Genomic DNA, 17,095 nt, shown 5'->3' with positions numbered 1-17,095 from the left:
TTTTCGTATCTGGCGGAAGCGGTGAGATTCGAACTCACGGAGGGGTATAAGCCCTCGTCGGTTTTCAAGACCGGTGCATTAAACCGCTCTGCCACGCTTCCATGGCCGCCATCATATAAATATTTCTGTTTTTTGGCAATAAATTTTCGCAAAACTTCTGTAAAAATCAGTTCATTCAGTTAAAAATCAGACGAAAATTTTAGAGTAGATAAAATTTTATACATAAGATTTAGGGGCTGATATTTTTATTTTCAGAATGAATTTAGCCTTAATATTCACATCATTTTGAACAATGAAAATTTAAAATCATTTTAATGAGTTAAAAATAAAAACCCCGATCAATGATCGGGGTTTTCGTATCTGGCGGAAGCGGTGAGATTCGAACTCACGGAGGGGTATAAGCCCTCGTCGGTTTTCAAGACCGGTGCATTAAACCGCTCTGCCACGCTTCCATGGCCGCCATCATATAAATAAAAATTGCGCTTGGCAAATATTTTTCCAATTTCTCTGCATCAACTGCACAAAATAAAATCAATTTCATTAATCTTCTGAATTTTCTGGCTTTTCATAGCGAATTGAATTGATAAACCAGAGTTTCTTGCCGGATGGTGTCATCACCTCAGCTTCATCATCCACTGACTTGCCTAACAGGGCACGTGCCATGGGTGAATCAATCGAAATATGCTGCGGATGATGATCATAAATTTCATCGACGCCCACAATCCGAAGGCTCTTTTGCTCACCCTGTTCATTTTCAATTTCGACCCAGGCACCAAAATAAACTTTGCCTTCCTGTTCAGGAGAAAAATCGACAATTCGCAGCTCTTCCAAACGCTTGCCCAGATAACGAACCCGACGATCAATTTTACGTAAAAGCTGTTTGTTATACTGGTAATCTGCGTTTTCCGAACGGTCGCCGAGACTGGCTGCCCAGTTCACTTTTTTGGTAATTTCAGGACGTTCTTCATGCCAGAGATTTTTAAGTTCTGCCACCAATTTATCATGTCCACCACGGGTAATCAGGTTAGATTTCATGTATTTTAATTGCCAATTTTGAACCAGTTTTTAGACATTAAGAGCTTATTTTATTTGGAGTTTTAGGACAAGCCAGAATATGCAATTTTTTTCTTCAATAAATTTAATAACTTAAATTACATTTAAAAAATAAATTATGTACAAAATTTGACAATTCATTTTTTGATCTTTAATATGCACCCTACTTTTGGAATCGCTTATTTTTTAATCTATGTAGTTTTTCTACATATTTCCCGATCAATTTAGTCATTTTTGAATGACGTCATGACTGCCCAACCCTTATTGAATTTATCAAACTTTTAAAAGTTTCTGGCTAGTATTGGCTGTGATTTTTAGGGCATAAATTACTTGTAGCGGAGACAACATGCACAGTAGTTCAACCACTGGGTCGAGGCTTTGCCTTAGCTCTTTTATCTCTTCTCTCCCTGTAAAAGCACTGGTACTGAGTACGGCACTTATCCCCTTTCATAGTATCAATGCCACTAAAACCACATTTCAATATGATCATGTGGTCAATAGCAACAAACTCACCGTCGTCACAGTTCAAAGTCCAACGACTGTGTTTCAGGATGGACAACATCAGCATGGCTTTGGTTATGACCTGGTTCGTAACTATGCCAACAGCCTGAATGTTAAGCTGGATTTTAAAACTGTTCCGGATAATGCCACGGCCCTGAAATGGGTAGCCCAAGGCAAAGCCAATCTGGCCATGACCACCACTGATCTGGGTACGATTGAACAACAGCGTTTAACAGCTTTTTCTGCCACTTGTGGTGATGAGTCTGCACTGGCCAGTAATGGACTGAATTCCAATCTGAATCTGGTATTTAAATCAGCCAGTGATCCCTTGAGTCAAACCGCCAGTGCTTTTGTATGTCAAGGCAAACAAAGCGGTGCGATCAAGCAGCTTGCATCCTTCTACAATCAGAATGTGGTAGAAGAACATTCTTGGGATGAAATTCAACAGGACCTGAACCAGCGCCTCCCCACATACAAGGCAAGCTTCCAGAAATCTGCTCAGCAGTACGATCTGGACTGGCACCTGCTCGCCGCGATCGGTTACCAGGAATCCTATCTAAAGCCAAACTCCGTATCTCCCACCGGTGTCCGCGGTCTGATGATGCTCACAAGCTCTACCGCAAAAGCGATGGGGGTTAGTAACCGGACAGACCCAGGCGAAAGTATTGATGGGGGTGCCAAATACTATGACCAGATGCTGAGCCGTTATGAACATATCCCTTATCCGGATCGTAACTGGTTTGCTTTAGTTGCCTATAACATGGGCCCAGGTGCTGTGAATCAGCTGCAAAAACGTATTCAGGCCCAAGGCAAGAATCCGAATAACTGGGTAAACCTGTATGCTTATCTGGAACAGAATAAAGCCAGTAATGGTCGTTACCGTCAGGCCCTGCAATACGTGACCCGTATCCGTGCCTATCTGGAACACATCAAGACTACTCCACAGCTGGTGAATATTTAAGCCTGATCAATTTAAATCTAGTTATTCAGCCATAAAAAAAGCTTACCTCAGGGTAAGCTTTTTTTGTTACTACAGCTTTTTAGATCAAGACTATTAAGCTGTGGTATTTTCAAGTACTTTCTTGAACAGGTCTTTTTGTGCTTGGCTTGGCTTCGCTGTTTGCAATGCCATCAATTGAGACATATCGCCTTGCACCTTGATTTTACCTGTCATGAAGGCTTGCATTGCAGCCGCCATATCAAACTCAAGGAAAACTTTACGTAAGGTTTCACCATCCATGTTCAATGTTGTTTTCGCATTTGGAGATAAACCTTTTTTAATCGCGCCACCTTCCAAAGATAATTCTGTATTACCTGTAGTGTCTGCAACGACCAAATTAATTGCCAGATTCGCCAAAGCAGGTGGCAAATCCAAATCACCAGCTTGTGCAGTGAGCGTGTCTACAGTCGAAAACCAATCATCAGTTAAAAAAGCAGGCATGATCTTTCCTCAATTTATTTATTCATTTGTGTCGACTATCCAGACGACATCAGGTTGAAGCTATTATGCTTGTGACTTGTTATAACATGATCATTATGGCAAAGGCTAACGAATTTTGTACGCACCGTTCAATTTTTATAGTTCTTATCTTGTGTTATTTTTGATTCAGGCATCGGCCGTAGCCCATGCCTGTATCGGCTTAACTTTATATAGGTCGATTAGTCCGCTGCAAAGCCCAAATTGACCATATTGATGCGGCGGTTCTCACCTTCTACCGCCTCTTCAGTTGAACAGCTGCCTTTGAAATCGAATTCGCGCTGGCTATCCAGAATTTCAAAATCAAATAATTCGCGGTCAACTAACTGAGATGGTGAAACATTTTGCAAGGCACCAAAGATGCTGTGCAGACGTTTTGGATGTGCATTATCCCATTCACGTAACATGTCATTGATAATGGCACGTTGAAGATTTTCCTGAGAGCCACATAAATTACATGGAATAATTGGAAATTGACGCATCTGTGCATATTTGATGATGTCTTTTTCTTCCACATAGGCCAATGGACGAATCAGGATATTCTTTTTGTCAGAAGACAGCAGTTTTGGCGGCATGGCTTTCAGGCTGCCCCCATGGAACAGGTTCAGGAAGAATGTTGCCAAAATATCATCACGGTGATGACCCAGCGCCACTTTAGTCGCCCCAATTTCCTGAGCAAAACCGTACAAAGAACCACGGCGCAGACGTGAACATACTGCACAGTAAGTCTTACCTTCCGGTGTCAGTTTTTTGGTAATGCTGTAGGTATCTTTTTCCAAGATGTAATACGGAATGTTATTTTCTTCTAAATAACGCGGTAATACATCTTCCGGGAAACCGGGCTGTTTCTGGTCCAGGTTAACCGCCACCACATCAAAGTTGATTGGTGCAATGCGTTTAAACTGAAGGAGGATATCAAGCAAGGTATAACTGTCTTTACCACCAGAAATACACACCATGACCTTGTCGCCGTCTTCAATCATCTTGAAGTCGCGAATGGCATGTCCGACCTGGCGGCGAAGCTTCTTCAACAAACGGTAGTAGGCAGAGCTTGTTGGCAGTTCAGGTTTGAAATTAAATCCTTGCTCGGATTCAACTGGCGAGTACATAGACGAGAATAACCCATAAATAGAAATACCGCGCAATTTTAGCTGATTCGGTTCCGTATCGCATCAAAAGAATTTATTTTCATACAAATGCCATATTAGTTTCATTTTCATGTTTTATTTAGATTGATATATTGAACGATTTAGTTCAATTTTTAAGCGAGATGCTTATCTTTTGGACTTTTCCACAGTTGTCCACAAAAGCTGTGGATAACTTTGTGGATTGAAATGGACTTGACAACTTGTTCACCTCAAAATTTAAGGCTTTTCTTTAAATTGATCATTTTTTAATCAATTTATTTTATTATTAAAATCAATAACTTAAAGCTGTCAACCCTAAGGTTTTAAATTAAATAAAAAAAATATTTTAATGTTCAAAATATTGACAGCTGTTCCCGTTTACATACTCGTTTATAAATGCAGCGTATAAGGCTGTGCATTACGTAATTTTTTGTTAAACTCATCCATGAATTTTTCTAGCTTATTATTTATCAAATATAAACAATGAAAATAAAGACGTATTTCTTGGGGTGTCAACTGATCGGTAGCTTGCTTATGCTGGGCTGCAGTCATTTGGTGTATGCCGGCGAAACCATCTATCAGTTGCGTGATAAAAACGGCAGTACCTTATTGACCAATAAGAAGAGCCGTTATAATCATCTTCAGGTCGAAAAGAAGACTTATTATCCGGATAGCAATATTCATAGCTATAGTAACTGGGGCAGCAGCGAGTCGTCAGTTTTGCCTAGCTATAGCAAGAATAAGAACGCTTTTGATTCGATCATTCGTCAGGCCGCCCAGACTTATGGTGTGTCTGAAGGTTTAATTAAAGCAGTCATGCATACTGAATCCGGCTTTAATACCCATGCCCGCTCCCCTGTGGGTGCACAAGGTTTGATGCAGCTGATGCCGGCCACAGCACGTCGCTTTAATGTCAGCAATGCCTATGATCCTCATCAGAATATTATGGCGGGTGCTAAATATCTGGCTTGGTTATTAAAGCGTTTTAATGGCAATACCAGCCTGGCACTGGCGGGCTACAATGCCGGTGAAGGCAATGTCAGCAAATATGGTGGAATCCCGCCTTTCCGGGAGACTCAGGATTATGTACGCCGTGTGACCAGCCGTTATCAAAATCTGTATACTCATGGCCTGAGTGCAAGTACAACCACGTCTAGCACATCATCCAGTGAAGGTCGCATCATTGCCAGTTCAGCGAACTACTCCAATGATAGCAGCAGTACTTCACACATTCAGGCAGCCAAGTATCAGCGTCAGATTATTATGAATTCTGATGGCAGTTATACCGATGCACCGATGGGTTCTTATGCAACGGCGAATGCAACAGCAGCAGCTAAAATTTATTTAAGTGAATAAATAAATCAAAATCATTTGATTCTAAATAGCCTTAGCGAAAATGCAGCAAAAAATAAAGCTGTGTTTTGTGATCTAGGGCCATTTTTTTTCTTGAATTTTTAGTCATTTCACCCCATATTGATTTCAATGATTTTCATTTGCTAATCAGATTATTTTTTTATAATAAGAGGATTTCTCAATGATGCGGATTGGTTTGTTCTTGCTAACCAACCTCGCGGTACTGGTTGTAGCTGGCATTATCCTGTCACTCTTCGGTGTCGGTAGTTACCATGGCGCGGGTGGCTTGAATCTAGGCAACCTGTTGGTGATCTGTTTTGTGTTCGGTATGGTGGGATCACTGATTTCCCTGTTCATGTCTAAATGGATGGCGAAAAAAACAACCGGTACTGAACTGATTGACCCAAATGCCCCTCGTAACCAGGCAGAAGCATGGTTATTACAAGAAGTTGCGCAACTTTCTCAGCGCGCTGGCATTAAAATGCCGGAAGTGGGTATTTTCCCATCTTATCAGTCAAATGCCTTTGCAACAGGCTGGAACAAGAACGATGCGCTCGTGTCTGTGTCCACGGGTCTGCTTGAACGCATGAATAAAGACGAACTTCGTGCAGTACTGGCACACGAGATTGGTCACGTTGCCAATGGCGATATGGTGACACTGGCCTTGATCCAAGGTGTAGTCAACGCATTTGTCATGTTCTTTGCCCGTGTAGTTGGCGACTTTGTAGACCGTACGATCTTCGGTCGTGAAGAAGGTGAGGCACCGGGTATTGGCTATTTTGTGATTACCATTGTGCTGGATATCGTATTTGGTATTATGGCTTCAGCGATCGTGCTGTGGTTCTCACGCTACCGTGAGTATCGTGCTGATGAAGCAGGTGCACGTTTGGCAGGCAAACAGGCGATGATTTCAGCGTTATTACGTTTACAGGCGGAATCAGAAATGCCGGATACTATGCCGAAAGAAATGAAAGCCTTTGCAATTTCTGCTGGTCAGGAACAAGGTTTTAGTCTGGCGGCACTGTTCCAGACTCACCCAACGATTGAACAACGTGTTGCTGCTTTGCAACAACTCGATTGCCCTTAAGCAACGCATTGATTGCTTGATAGAAAAAAGCCTGCATTTGCAGGCTTTTTTATTAAGTTTAGGTTTATAAACCTTCAGGCTTTAAACCATTGAAAGAGCTGCATTGTGCCCCAGCCAATGGCCATAATTAACAGAATCAAAAAGAAAGTTCCTAAGATATCTGGTAGATGAATCCAGATCCAGGCCACCACAGGATTACGCCAGAAAGCAGATTGCTGTTGTCTGCGTTCCAAACTTTCATGCAGAAATGGATGTACCACATGATGATCGGTACGGATCTGGTATTCGTCCCGGATATGCTGATGCACAATATCCAGTGCCTTACGGCTAGGACGAATAAAAATATCAAATATTGTTCCTGCTACAGGAATAAAGCCGACCACAGCATCCATGACGGCCATTTTCAGGACTGGCTTTAATTTTTCACTTGGCACCCCGATCTGACGGGCTTTATAAATCGCATAACTGGTCAATACAAAACCTGCGATATCTCCAGCTACCGGAATGGTACTCAAAGCAGCATCTGCCCCGACGCCCTGCTTGGTAAATGGAATCCGTACCACCGAATCCATCATATTGGCAAACTTGGCCAGATCCCGCTCCAGACGAATGACATCCTGTTGGCTCAATTTATTTTTTTGTCCGGGATCAGGCATAGGTTCTTCCAGAAATGAAGCTGATGTAATTGAGCATAAAGTATTTTTTCTATTTAAGCTGTAATTGCTAGGTATTTAAAACAATAATTGAGAGGCAATAAACAAGTAAATAATCACCCCAGTGGCATCACAAATCGACGTTACCAGCGGTGCTGATGCACTGGCTGGGTCCATTTTCAGCTTGTTGAGAATAAAGGGTAAACTCATGCCAATCAGACAGCCCATCAGCACAATACCTAACATACTTAAAGCAAGTACGATGGCGACCATCCAGTCACCTCGAATATAACCCAAGATTGATACAGCAATGGCCATCGTTCCACCCAGACATAACGCAACCAGGGATTCACGACCCAGCAGGCTAAACCAGTCCTTAAACTGCACATTGCCTGTTGCCAAGGCACGCACCATCAAGGTGGCAGATTGCGAACCAGCATTCCCGCCGCTTCCCACCAATAATGGCAAGAAAAATACCAGCACAATATGGGTGGAAATAATATCTTCAAAATGAGCAATCCCGATTCCGGAGAGCAGACTGCCAAACACCAGAATGACCAGCCAGAATACCCGTTTTTGATACAATCTGAGAATCGGTGCGGTTTTCAGACTCAGTTCATTCAAAGGCGTCACTGCACCGGATTTTAAAATATCTTCAGTACTTTCTGCCTCTGCAATATCCATGGCATCATCATAGGTAATAATCCCGACCAGCTTCTGGGTCGCGTCGACCACTGGCAAGGCAATAAAATCATAATAGGCCAAGGTACGGGCGACCTGCTCCTGATCCTCATCCACTGTGGCATAGACCACATCTGTGGTCATGACCTCATTAATGGTGGCATCCGGCCGTGCCTGAATAATTTGTCGCAAGGAAATCACACCGAGCAGATGCTGTTTCTCATCCACGATATAGATCAGATATAAAGTGTCATGATTCCCCGCAATATCACGTAGCGTTTCAATCGCCTCCATCATGCTCAGTTCGGGAGCAAACGTGACGAAGTCTGAACTCATTAATGCACCGGCTGTTTCTTCCGGATAAGCATGCAGCTCTCGCAGGGTTTGTAGCGACTGGGTAGATAATTTGCCAAGTAACTGCTGCTGTACTTCACAGGGCATCTGCTTGTATAAATCAATGAAGTCATCGGAATGCATGGCATCCATCAGACTGGCCAGTTGCTCCAGAGGAAATTGATAGGCCAGCTGGATTTGCATGGCCAGTGGTAAGTACTCCAGTACTTCTGCCTGACGTTCCAGCTGCTTGAAATGGTGACAGCGTTCTGCTGGTCCAAGCTCAGACAAAATTCTGGCCTGATCGGCAATATTTAGCTTTTGTAGAAGCTGATGAATATTATTTTCCCCTGTCAGCAGAGTCTCATGAAGTTGCTGTATTTTTTCTTGGTGCTGCATTTCCCTACCATCATTCCATGCAGGTATGAAACATACCCGCCCTAGAGTGAGTATTCCTCATTTTCCTGATTGATTTGTATAACTTTATTTGTTGCTTTGACACGAAACAGGTTTCGGATTAACACATACATAAACGGGATAAAGAATAATACCAAAATAGTTGCAAAAATGACCCCGCCCAAAACGCTGGCACCAATTTCCTGACGGCTGATCGCACTGACCCCAGAAGCAAAAATCAAAGGAATCACTCCCGCAGCAAAAGCAATAGAAGTCATGAGAATAGGCCGTAAGCGCAAACTTGCTCCTTCTAAAGCTGCAACTATTGCGGTTTTTCCTGCTTTCTCTGCCTGTGCAGCAAACTCCACAATCAGAATGGCATTTTTACAGGACAGACCAATCGTCGTCAGCAAGGCAATATGAAAAAAGATGTCATTGGCGAAACCAAAGATCCAGCAAAATAAGATACTGCCACCTACGCCCAATGGAATGGCACTGATCACGGCCACAGGAATGGTCCAACTTTCATATAAAGTGGTTAAACACAGGAAAATAAAGGCAATCGAAATCACATACAGGAAAATCGCCTGACCGCTGCTGCGCTTTTCTTCCAATGCGGCTCCGCTCCAAGCCAGATTCACACCTTCCTGGGCATCTACCAATGCTTCAACATCCTGCATGGTCTGACTGGAAAACTTGTCCTTTGGAATCCCGGCATAGACTGGAACAGCGTTATAGCCCATATAGCGGTTAATACTGTTCGGCCCGCCCTGCCAATTCAGACTGCTAAACTGGTTAAATGACAGCATTTCACCTTTTTGATTGCGTACATGCCAGAAGGCCAGATCTTCAGGTTTGGAACGGTATTCTGCTTCACCCTGCATAATCACACGTTTAATCTGCCCGCGATCAATAAAGTCATTGATGTAAGTTCCACCCCACGCTGCGGCCAAAGTACTGTTTACATTTTGCTGAGGAATGGAATGCTTTAACACGCGTTCTGCATCAAGTTTGATATTCAGCTCAGCACTTTCTTTGGGTTGGTCCAGCTGTAAAAATTCAATCGATGATTTGCCTTGGGCACGCGCTTCAATCTGGCCAAATGCCTCCTGTAAAAATTCAGCTCCTTTATAATCCAGGTCTTGCAACCAGAAATCGACTACACGACCATTACTCGACATGGAAGGCGCCATAAAGAAAATTTGGGCATTGGCATGATTGGCAAAGTGTTTCTGTGCTCGATCGACAATGGCAAAGACCGAATCTTCAGGATTTTTACGTTCAGCCCAGTCTTTTAATACCACAAAGAGCTGCCCACGATACGGGCCTACACCAACGTTGTTGCCGCTATACCAGACGCCTACACTCTGAATGCGTTCTGATTCATGTTTCATTAAATAGTCTTGTACTTCACGCCCGACTTTTTCGACTTCTGAACGCGGTGCGTTGCCCGGCATGACGATCTGCCCCATGACAAAGCCCATGTCTTCGGTGGGCATCAAGCCTTCCGGCAAATGCTTATATACCCAGCCGCAGCCCATTATGCACACACCAAACAGTGCCAACATCGTGAATTTCAATTGCATGCTTCGAGCTGAAACTTTTTGGTAACCGGCATTGAGCTGATCCATGCCATGGTTAAAGCGCTGCGCCCAGCGAGCCTGATGATATTTGCGTTTCAATAATTGTGCCGCAAATGTCGGGGTAATCACCAAGGCCACGAATAAAGACAGCAACATCGCTACCACCAAAGTGATGGAAAATTGACGATAAATCATCCCAGTGATGCTGCCAAAGAAAGCCATCGGGATAAATACTGCGGTAAGTACCAATGTAATACCGACCAGTGCCCCACTCATTTCCTGCATGGACTTTAAGGCAGCCGCCTTGGCATCCAGATATTCGTCCTGCATCAGGCGTTCAATATTTTCCACCACTACAATGGCATCATCGACTAGCAGACCAATGGCTAAAATCAGGGCAAATAAGGTAAAACTATTCAGAGTCATATCCAAGACATACAGCACTGCAAAGGTCGCCAAAACCACAATCGGAATCGTAACGGCCGGAATAATCGTGGCACGCCAGTTTTGCAGGAAGATAAACATCACCACAATGACCAGAATAATGGCTTCAACCAGAGTTTTAGCTACCTGTTCAATTGAGCTGGTAATAAATGGAGTTTTGTCCATGGTCATTTGCAACTGATAGTGCGGTGGCAAATTGGCCTGAGCGTTTTTTAATACGTCTTGAATCTGTTTGGACACGGCAATAGCATTACTCCGCGGCGCCAAAGTAATCGATAAAGCTGAAGAGAGCTGTCCGTTGGTATAGTTAATGTGGTTATAACTTTCTGCACCTAGTTCTACCCGTGCCACATCTTTTAAATACAGCAATGAACCGGAATCTGTGGTTTTAACGATGATATTTTCAAATTCTTTCACACTGCTTAAACGTGAACCGGCACTAACCTTGGCATTGAGATATTGATCCTGCATGGTTGGCAAACCACCAATTGCGCCTGAAGCCAATGGTGCGTTCTGGGTTTCAATGGCATTACGAATATCACTTGGCATCAGGTTAAACTGATGCAACTTATGCGGATTTAGCCAGATCCGCATGGCATAACCTGCCCCGTACAGATCAATTTCCCCTACACCTTCAATACGTGACAAACGCGGTTCGACATGCACCATCAAATAATCTGATAGTTCGGTAACGCTACTCTGCCCACTCTCATCATATAAACTTAATAGTGCAAACTGGTCATACCCTGATTTATAAACATTGACTCCGCCCTGCTGCGTCTCTTCAGGTAAGCGGCTCAATACACCATTCACGGCGTTTTGAACCTGTAACTGGGCTTGATCAAGATCGACTCCTGGCTCAAATTGCAGCGTAAGTTGGGCCCGTCCCACCGAACTGCTGGAGTGAAAAGTTTCCAGACCTTCAATGCCTTTTACCGCCTGTTCCAGAATCTGGGTCACCGATTGCTCAACTGTTTCAGCCGATGCACCACGATAACCTGCGGAAACGCCTAAAGCTGGCGTATCCATATTTGGCATATGTTCAATGGGAATTTTTTGAAGTGCAAATACCCCAAGGGCCATCATTAAAATTGCAATGACCGCTGCAAACTTGGGACGATAAATAAAAAAGCGCGACAACATAAATCAGAAATCCCCATCAAATGCATCTTTAGGATGCACACGCCATGAATAGATGATTTCTATAGCAATTTTCACACCATGCTTAAATTTAAGCCAATCTTTACCTTTTTATTTCCGATAAAAAAATCCCCGTTATAACGGGGATTTTAGAATGCTATATTCTCAATTGATATTATGTATGTGATTTCTTCATCGTCATTTGGCGAATTAAAACGTACATAAATGGAATAAAAATTAGCACCAGTATCGTTCCAAAGATCACTCCACCAAAAACACTGATTCCAATCTCACGACGACTGGCTGCACCAGCACCAAAAGCAAAGACCAGTGGCAGAATCCCAGCACCAAAGGCCAGAGATGTCATCAGGATTGGGCGCAAGCGCAGTGAAGCACCTTCAAGTGCAGCTTCAACTACCGATTTACCTTTTTCCTGAGCCAATGCCGCAAACTCTACGATTAAAATTGCATTCTTACAGGACAGACCAATCGTGGTCAGCAAAGCAATCTGGAAGTAAATATCATTCGGAAAATCTGCCAGAAAACTAAAAATGATATTCCCACCAATCCCTAGAGGAATAGCGGACATGACCGCAGTCGGAATCGTCCAGCTTTCATATAAAGCGGCCAGGCACAGGAAAATGAAACCAATCGACACCAGATATAACCAGATTGCCTGATTACTGGATTGTTTTTCCTCAAAGGATAAACCGCTCCAGACCACGTCAATGCCATCCTGTTCTGCCACCAGATTTTCAACATCTTGCATCGCTTCACCAGAACTGGAACCTTTGACCATATCCGCTTGCATTTGCAGCGAGGTATAGCCCATAAAACGGTTGACCACCTCAGGACCACCACTCCAGTCCACCTGAGCGAAATTACTGAAAGGCACCATCTCGTTCAGGTCATTACGTACATGCCATTGCGCCAGATCTTCAGGTTTGGAACGGAATTCTGCATCGCCCTGCATAATCACCCGTTTAATCCGGCCACGATCAATAAAGTCATTAATATAATTACCCCCCCAGGCCGCTGAAAGCGTACTGTTGATTGCGGATTGACTCAGACCATTGGCCATAGCCTGTTTCTGGTCAATATTGACTTTCAGTTCGGCTTTTTCCGGATTGGAACGCTTATCCAGATTTTCAAAGCTACTATATTGAGCTGCTCCAGCCTGCATATTCTGGAACTGCTCTTCCAGATACTGACGGCCATTACCGTTAATATCACGAATCCAGAAATCCAGGCCGTCGGTTTGCCCTAAACCATTCACTGAAGCCGGCATGCTGATATTGACTTGAGCATCGCGGTTACTGCGAAAATGCTTCATAGCACGTTCACGAATCGCCTGCGCGGTATTTTCTTCTCCAGCACGGTCATCCCAATGCTTCAAGGCAACAAAACCGGTCGCCAGGTTCTGACCGGTACCTGAGAAGTTACGGCCATAACGTAGCATGACCAAGTCGATATTGTCCTTTTCTTCTTCCAGAAAATACTGACGAATCTGCTCACCGACCTGAATGGTGTTTTTCATTGGCGCGCCTTCCTGCAGCCGGATTTGCAGATTCAGAATACCCTGGTCTTCACTCGGCAAAAAGCTGGTGGGTAAGGCGCGATAAAATAAAGCAAATACGCAGAGCAATCCGGCAAACAGCACCAGACTAATGGCCTTATGTTGTAGAGTGACATTAGAAACTTTCAGATAACGATGCTTCAAACCATCCAGTTTCTGGTTAAACCAACTCGCCCACTTGGCAGGTTTTGGATTTGGTTTTAGAATCAGCGCACAAAGTGCAGGTGTCAGAATCAGTGCGACCATCAGCGACAGAGACATCGCTGCCACGAGCGTAATCGAGAACTGACGATAGATCACCCCGGTTGAGCCACCAAAAAATGCCATGGGAATAAAGACCGCGGTTAAAACCAGGGTAATCCCGATCAGTGCGCCGCTGATTTCCTGCATGGATTCCAGCGCTGCTTCTTTGGCTGTAAGCTGCTGCTCATGCATCAGACGTTCAACGTTCTCTACCACCACAATGGCATCATCGACCAGCAAGCCAATGGCCAGTACTAAGGCAAACAAAGTCAGCGTATTAATACTCAGTCCCAAAACATAAAGTACTGCCATGGTTCCGAGTAAAACTACAGGCACAGTTACAGTCGGAATTAAGGTGGCACGCCAGTTTTGCAGGAAGATAAACATCACGATGACGACCAGAATGACCGCCTCGAATAAAGTTTTAACGACTTCTTTAATCGATTCTTTAACAAACGGTGTATTGTCACGCGGATAGGCAATTTTATAGCCTTCCGGCAACTGCTGGGAGAGTCGCTCGATTTCAGCCTTGATCAGACTCGACGTCGCAATTGCATTGGCACCGGAGGCCAGTGAAATACCCAGACCGGCAGAAGGATAGCCGTTGGTGGTGCTATATGACTGATAATTTTCCGCACCCAATTCAACCCGTGCAACATCTTTTAAGTAGATAAAGCTACCATCCCGGGCAGACTTCACAATAATATTTTCAAATTCTTCGACTGTTTTTAAACGGCTGCCTGATGTGACTTTGGCATTCAGATACTGATCATCGACTGTTGGCAAGTCACCAATTGCGCCGGCTGCCACTTGAGTATTTTGTGATTCAATCGCTGCCCGCACATCACTTGGCATCAGGTTATATTGTTTCAATTTTGCTGGATTCAGCCAGATGCGCATCGCGAACTGTGAACCAAAAACATCCACTTCCCCAATGCCATCAATTCGGGAAATATCCTGTTCCAGATGCGTGGTCAAATAATCAGACAGTTCAATATTGCTGCTACGCCGTGACTCATCATACAAACCGATGACCATATGGGTATCGCCAAGAGATTTGAAGACATTCACGCCCTGTCGCTGGACATCTTCTGGCAAACGATTGAGAACCCCGTTAATCGCATTTTGAACCTGTACTTGTGCTGTATCTGGATCGGTACTATTTTCAAAACTGATGCTGATCCGGCTTCGACCTGAGGAATCACTGCTTGAGCTGAAATACAGCAAGCGGTCGATACCTTTAATTTGCTGTTCCAGCACCTGGGTCACGCTTTCTTCTACTGTTTCTGCAGATGCACCGGTATAGGTTGTTGCCACAGTAATACGAGGCGGTGCAATATCCGGATAACGTTCAACAGGTAAATTCATCACCGCAAAAAGTCCAATGGCCATGACTACAATGGCCAGCACACCTGCAAAAATAGGACGATGAATGAAAAACTTAGACAGCATAAGTCTGAATCACTTTGAATTTAATGAATTATGGAAAGCGTTGCATTATTGAGTCAGCTTAAGGATATTCAGGCAGTGGCCTAGAGAATGCAAGGCTTGATCACAGAAAAATATGTATAAAATTGAATCATGAAGAAAATATGAAGATTTTGCCTTTCATCTAGCTATTTCAACAATTTATAAGGTTATTATTTTTATTTTAGGCATAAAAAAACCCTGCTTGCGCAGGGTTTTTTTAGAATCGATTCAGAGCTGATTAAGCAGAGAATTGGTTCATTGTGTTTTTCGCATCGTCACCCGCTTTAAGCGCGTTGTCACCAGCGAAGATTTCTTTGTGGTCGTCACCGATGTCAGAACCAGCCATTGCTTGGTGTTTCACACAAGCGATACCACCGCGGATTTCTTTACGTTGTACGCCAGCAACATACGCCAACATACCTTCAGAACCGAAGTAACCTTGAGCAAGCTCGTGAGTAGAAAGAGCAGCTGTGTGGTAAGTAGGCAGAGTGATCAAGTGGTGGAACACACCTGCTTCACGAGAAGCGTCTGCTTGGAATGTACGAACTTTTTCGTCAGCTTCAGCAGCCAATTCAGAATCGTCGTACTCAGCGCTCATCAGTTTAGCGCGGTCGTATGCAGATACGTCTTTACCTTCAGCAACCCAACGGTCGTACGCTTGTTGACGGAAGTTCAGTGTCCAGTTGAATGATGGAGAGTTGTTGTAAACAAGTTTCGCATTTGGCACAACTTCACGTACACGGTTAACCATGTGGGCGATTTCAGCTACGTTTGGAGTCGCAGTTTCGATCCAAAGAAGGTCAGCACCATTTTGTAAGCTAGTGATACAGTCAAGTACAACGCGGTCGATCTGAGTGCCTTCACGGAACTGGTACAAGCCAGAAGCAAGACGTTTAGGACGGTGAAGTTTGCCATCACGTTTGATCAGGATTTCGTCTTCTTGTGCTTCAGAGATGTCAATTTCTTGAGTGTCTAAGTAGCTGATGTATTGAGAAGCGATGTCGCCTGGCTCTTTAACCACTGGGATTTTTTGAGTCAAGTCAGCGCCTTCAGAGTCAGTACGTGCAACGATGATACCGTCGTCAAGACCCATTTCAAGGAATGCATAGCGAAGAGCGTGGATTTTTGCGATGAAGTCTTCGTGTGGAACTGTAACTTTACCAGCTTGGTGACCACATTGTTTCGCGTCAGAAACCTGGTTTTCGATTTGAAGTGCACAAGCACCCGCTTCGATCATTTTCTTAGCTAGTAAGTAAGTCGCTTCTTCGTTACCGAAACCAGCGTCGATGTCCGCAATGATTGGCACAACGTGAGTTTGGAAGTTGTCGATTTGTGAAGTGATTTCAGCAGCTTTAGCTGTATCACCAGCGTCTTGAGCTTTTTTAAGTGCGCGGAACAGGTCGTTCAGTTCTTTCGCATCAGCTTGACGTAAGAATGTGTAGATTTCTTCGATCAATGCAGGAACAGAAGTTTTTTCATGCATAGATTGGTCAGGAAGAGGACCGAATTCTGAACGAAGTGCAGCAACCATCCAGCCAGAAAGGTAGATATAGCGACGTTCAGTTGTACCGAAGTATTTTTTGTTCGCAATCATTTTTTGCTGAGCGATGAAACCGTGCCAGCAGCCTAGTGATTGAGTGTATTTGCTAGAGTCTGCATCATAAGCAGCCATATCACGACGCATAATCGCCGCTGTATATTTAGCAATGTCTAAACCAGTTTTGAAACGGTTTTGAAGTTGCATACGCGCAGCATCTTCAGGACTGATGTCTGCCCAAGTGTTACCGAATTTCGCTTTTAATTCGCGGATTGCATCAATCGCTGTTTGGTATGTAGTCATGATATATTCCTGTATTAATATTAGGATTTTTCTGCAACGAACCGCTCAAATCACACCCTCAATGACTTGTTCAGATTTTCGACGATCCGTTGGGATAGCTAAAGATTAGTGGGCTTCGAAAAATTAATCCAATATTCT

At 43.8% G+C, this 17,095-nt stretch carries 11 protein-coding genes and 2 tRNA genes; 3 read left to right on the top strand and 10 right to left on the bottom strand.

The features are described from left to right. Positions 1-10: 10 nt before the first annotated feature. The 3 genes from FTU72_RS00775 to greB form a co-directional block, all read right to left on the bottom strand. Positions 11-101: transfer RNA gene (locus tag FTU72_RS00775), tRNA-Ser, on the bottom strand. Between the two features lie 260 nt (positions 102-361). Beyond that, a tRNA-Ser gene (locus FTU72_RS00770) sits at positions 362-452 on the bottom strand. Positions 453-540: 88 nt separating this feature from the next. Next, on the bottom strand, positions 541-1,035 hold the full coding sequence (greB, locus tag FTU72_RS00765) for a transcription elongation factor GreB (RefSeq protein ID WP_159123487.1): 495 nt from the start codon (positions 1,033-1,035) through the stop codon (positions 541-543). A 364-nt stretch (positions 1,036-1,399) separates the two neighbouring features. Here greB and FTU72_RS00760 point away from each other — a divergent pair, with 364 nt between their 5' ends. Continuing rightward, positions 1,400-2,515, top strand: a complete 1,116-nt coding sequence (locus tag FTU72_RS00760; RefSeq protein WP_179992802.1) for a transglycosylase SLT domain-containing protein — start codon at positions 1,400-1,402, stop codon at positions 2,513-2,515. A 93-nt stretch (positions 2,516-2,608) separates the two neighbouring features. Here the strand turns inward: FTU72_RS00760 and FTU72_RS00755 are convergent, their stop codons facing one another. Further along, positions 2,609-2,995: an SCP2 sterol-binding domain-containing protein gene (locus tag FTU72_RS00755; RefSeq protein ID WP_004784757.1), complete on the bottom strand. Its 387-nt coding sequence runs from the start codon at positions 2,993-2,995 to the stop codon at positions 2,609-2,611. Positions 2,996-3,213: 218 nt separating this feature from the next. Then, positions 3,214-4,140, bottom strand: a complete 927-nt coding sequence (gene ttcA / locus FTU72_RS00750) for a tRNA 2-thiocytidine(32) synthetase TtcA (protein WP_005236792.1) — start codon at positions 4,138-4,140, stop codon at positions 3,214-3,216. A 501-nt stretch (positions 4,141-4,641) separates the two neighbouring features. On the opposite strand from ttcA, the gene FTU72_RS00745 reads away from it, so the two are divergent. Further along, complete coding sequence (locus tag FTU72_RS00745; protein WP_200228892.1) at positions 4,642-5,514, top strand: lytic transglycosylase domain-containing protein; 873 nt, start codon at positions 4,642-4,644, stop codon at positions 5,512-5,514. 178 nt (positions 5,515-5,692) lie between these two features. After that, positions 5,693-6,598 carry a protease HtpX gene (gene htpX, locus FTU72_RS00740; RefSeq protein ID WP_166137792.1) on the top strand — a complete coding sequence of 302 codons (906 nt, stop codon included), beginning with the start codon at positions 5,693-5,695 and terminating at the stop codon, positions 6,596-6,598. 74 nt (positions 6,599-6,672) lie between these two features. On the opposite strand, the gene FTU72_RS00735 is transcribed toward htpX, so the two are convergent. The 5 genes from FTU72_RS00735 to FTU72_RS00715 form a co-directional block, all read right to left on the bottom strand. Beyond that, on the bottom strand, positions 6,673-7,254 hold the full coding sequence (locus FTU72_RS00735) for a DUF4112 domain-containing protein (protein WP_005236796.1): 582 nt from the start codon (positions 7,252-7,254) through the stop codon (positions 6,673-6,675). Positions 7,255-7,329: 75 nt separating this feature from the next. After that, complete coding sequence (gene mgtE / locus FTU72_RS00730; protein ID WP_180052293.1) at positions 7,330-8,664, bottom strand: magnesium transporter; 1,335 nt, start codon at positions 8,662-8,664, stop codon at positions 7,330-7,332. A gap of 41 nt (positions 8,665-8,705) precedes the next feature. After that, positions 8,706-11,831, bottom strand: coding sequence for an efflux RND transporter permease subunit (locus FTU72_RS00725; protein WP_180052294.1), 3,126 nt, complete (start codon positions 11,829-11,831; stop codon positions 8,706-8,708). A 172-nt stretch (positions 11,832-12,003) separates the two neighbouring features. After that, positions 12,004-15,099 carry a multidrug efflux RND transporter permease subunit gene (locus tag FTU72_RS00720; protein WP_179992804.1) on the bottom strand — a complete coding sequence of 1,032 codons (3,096 nt, stop codon included), beginning with the start codon at positions 15,097-15,099 and terminating at the stop codon, positions 12,004-12,006. A gap of 256 nt (positions 15,100-15,355) precedes the next feature. Then, positions 15,356-16,957 carry an isocitrate lyase gene (locus FTU72_RS00715; protein ID WP_159123482.1) on the bottom strand — a complete coding sequence of 534 codons (1,602 nt, stop codon included), beginning with the start codon at positions 16,955-16,957 and terminating at the stop codon, positions 15,356-15,358. Positions 16,958-17,095: the final 138 nt, after the last annotated feature.

Origin of the sequence: Acinetobacter sp. YH12137 (assembly GCF_013418535.1) — a bacterium.
Taxonomy (GTDB): Bacteria; Pseudomonadota; Gammaproteobacteria; order Pseudomonadales; family Moraxellaceae; genus Acinetobacter.
The sequence above is the reverse complement of the archived record's forward strand: the minus strand, read 5'-3'. Positions and strand labels throughout refer to the sequence as shown.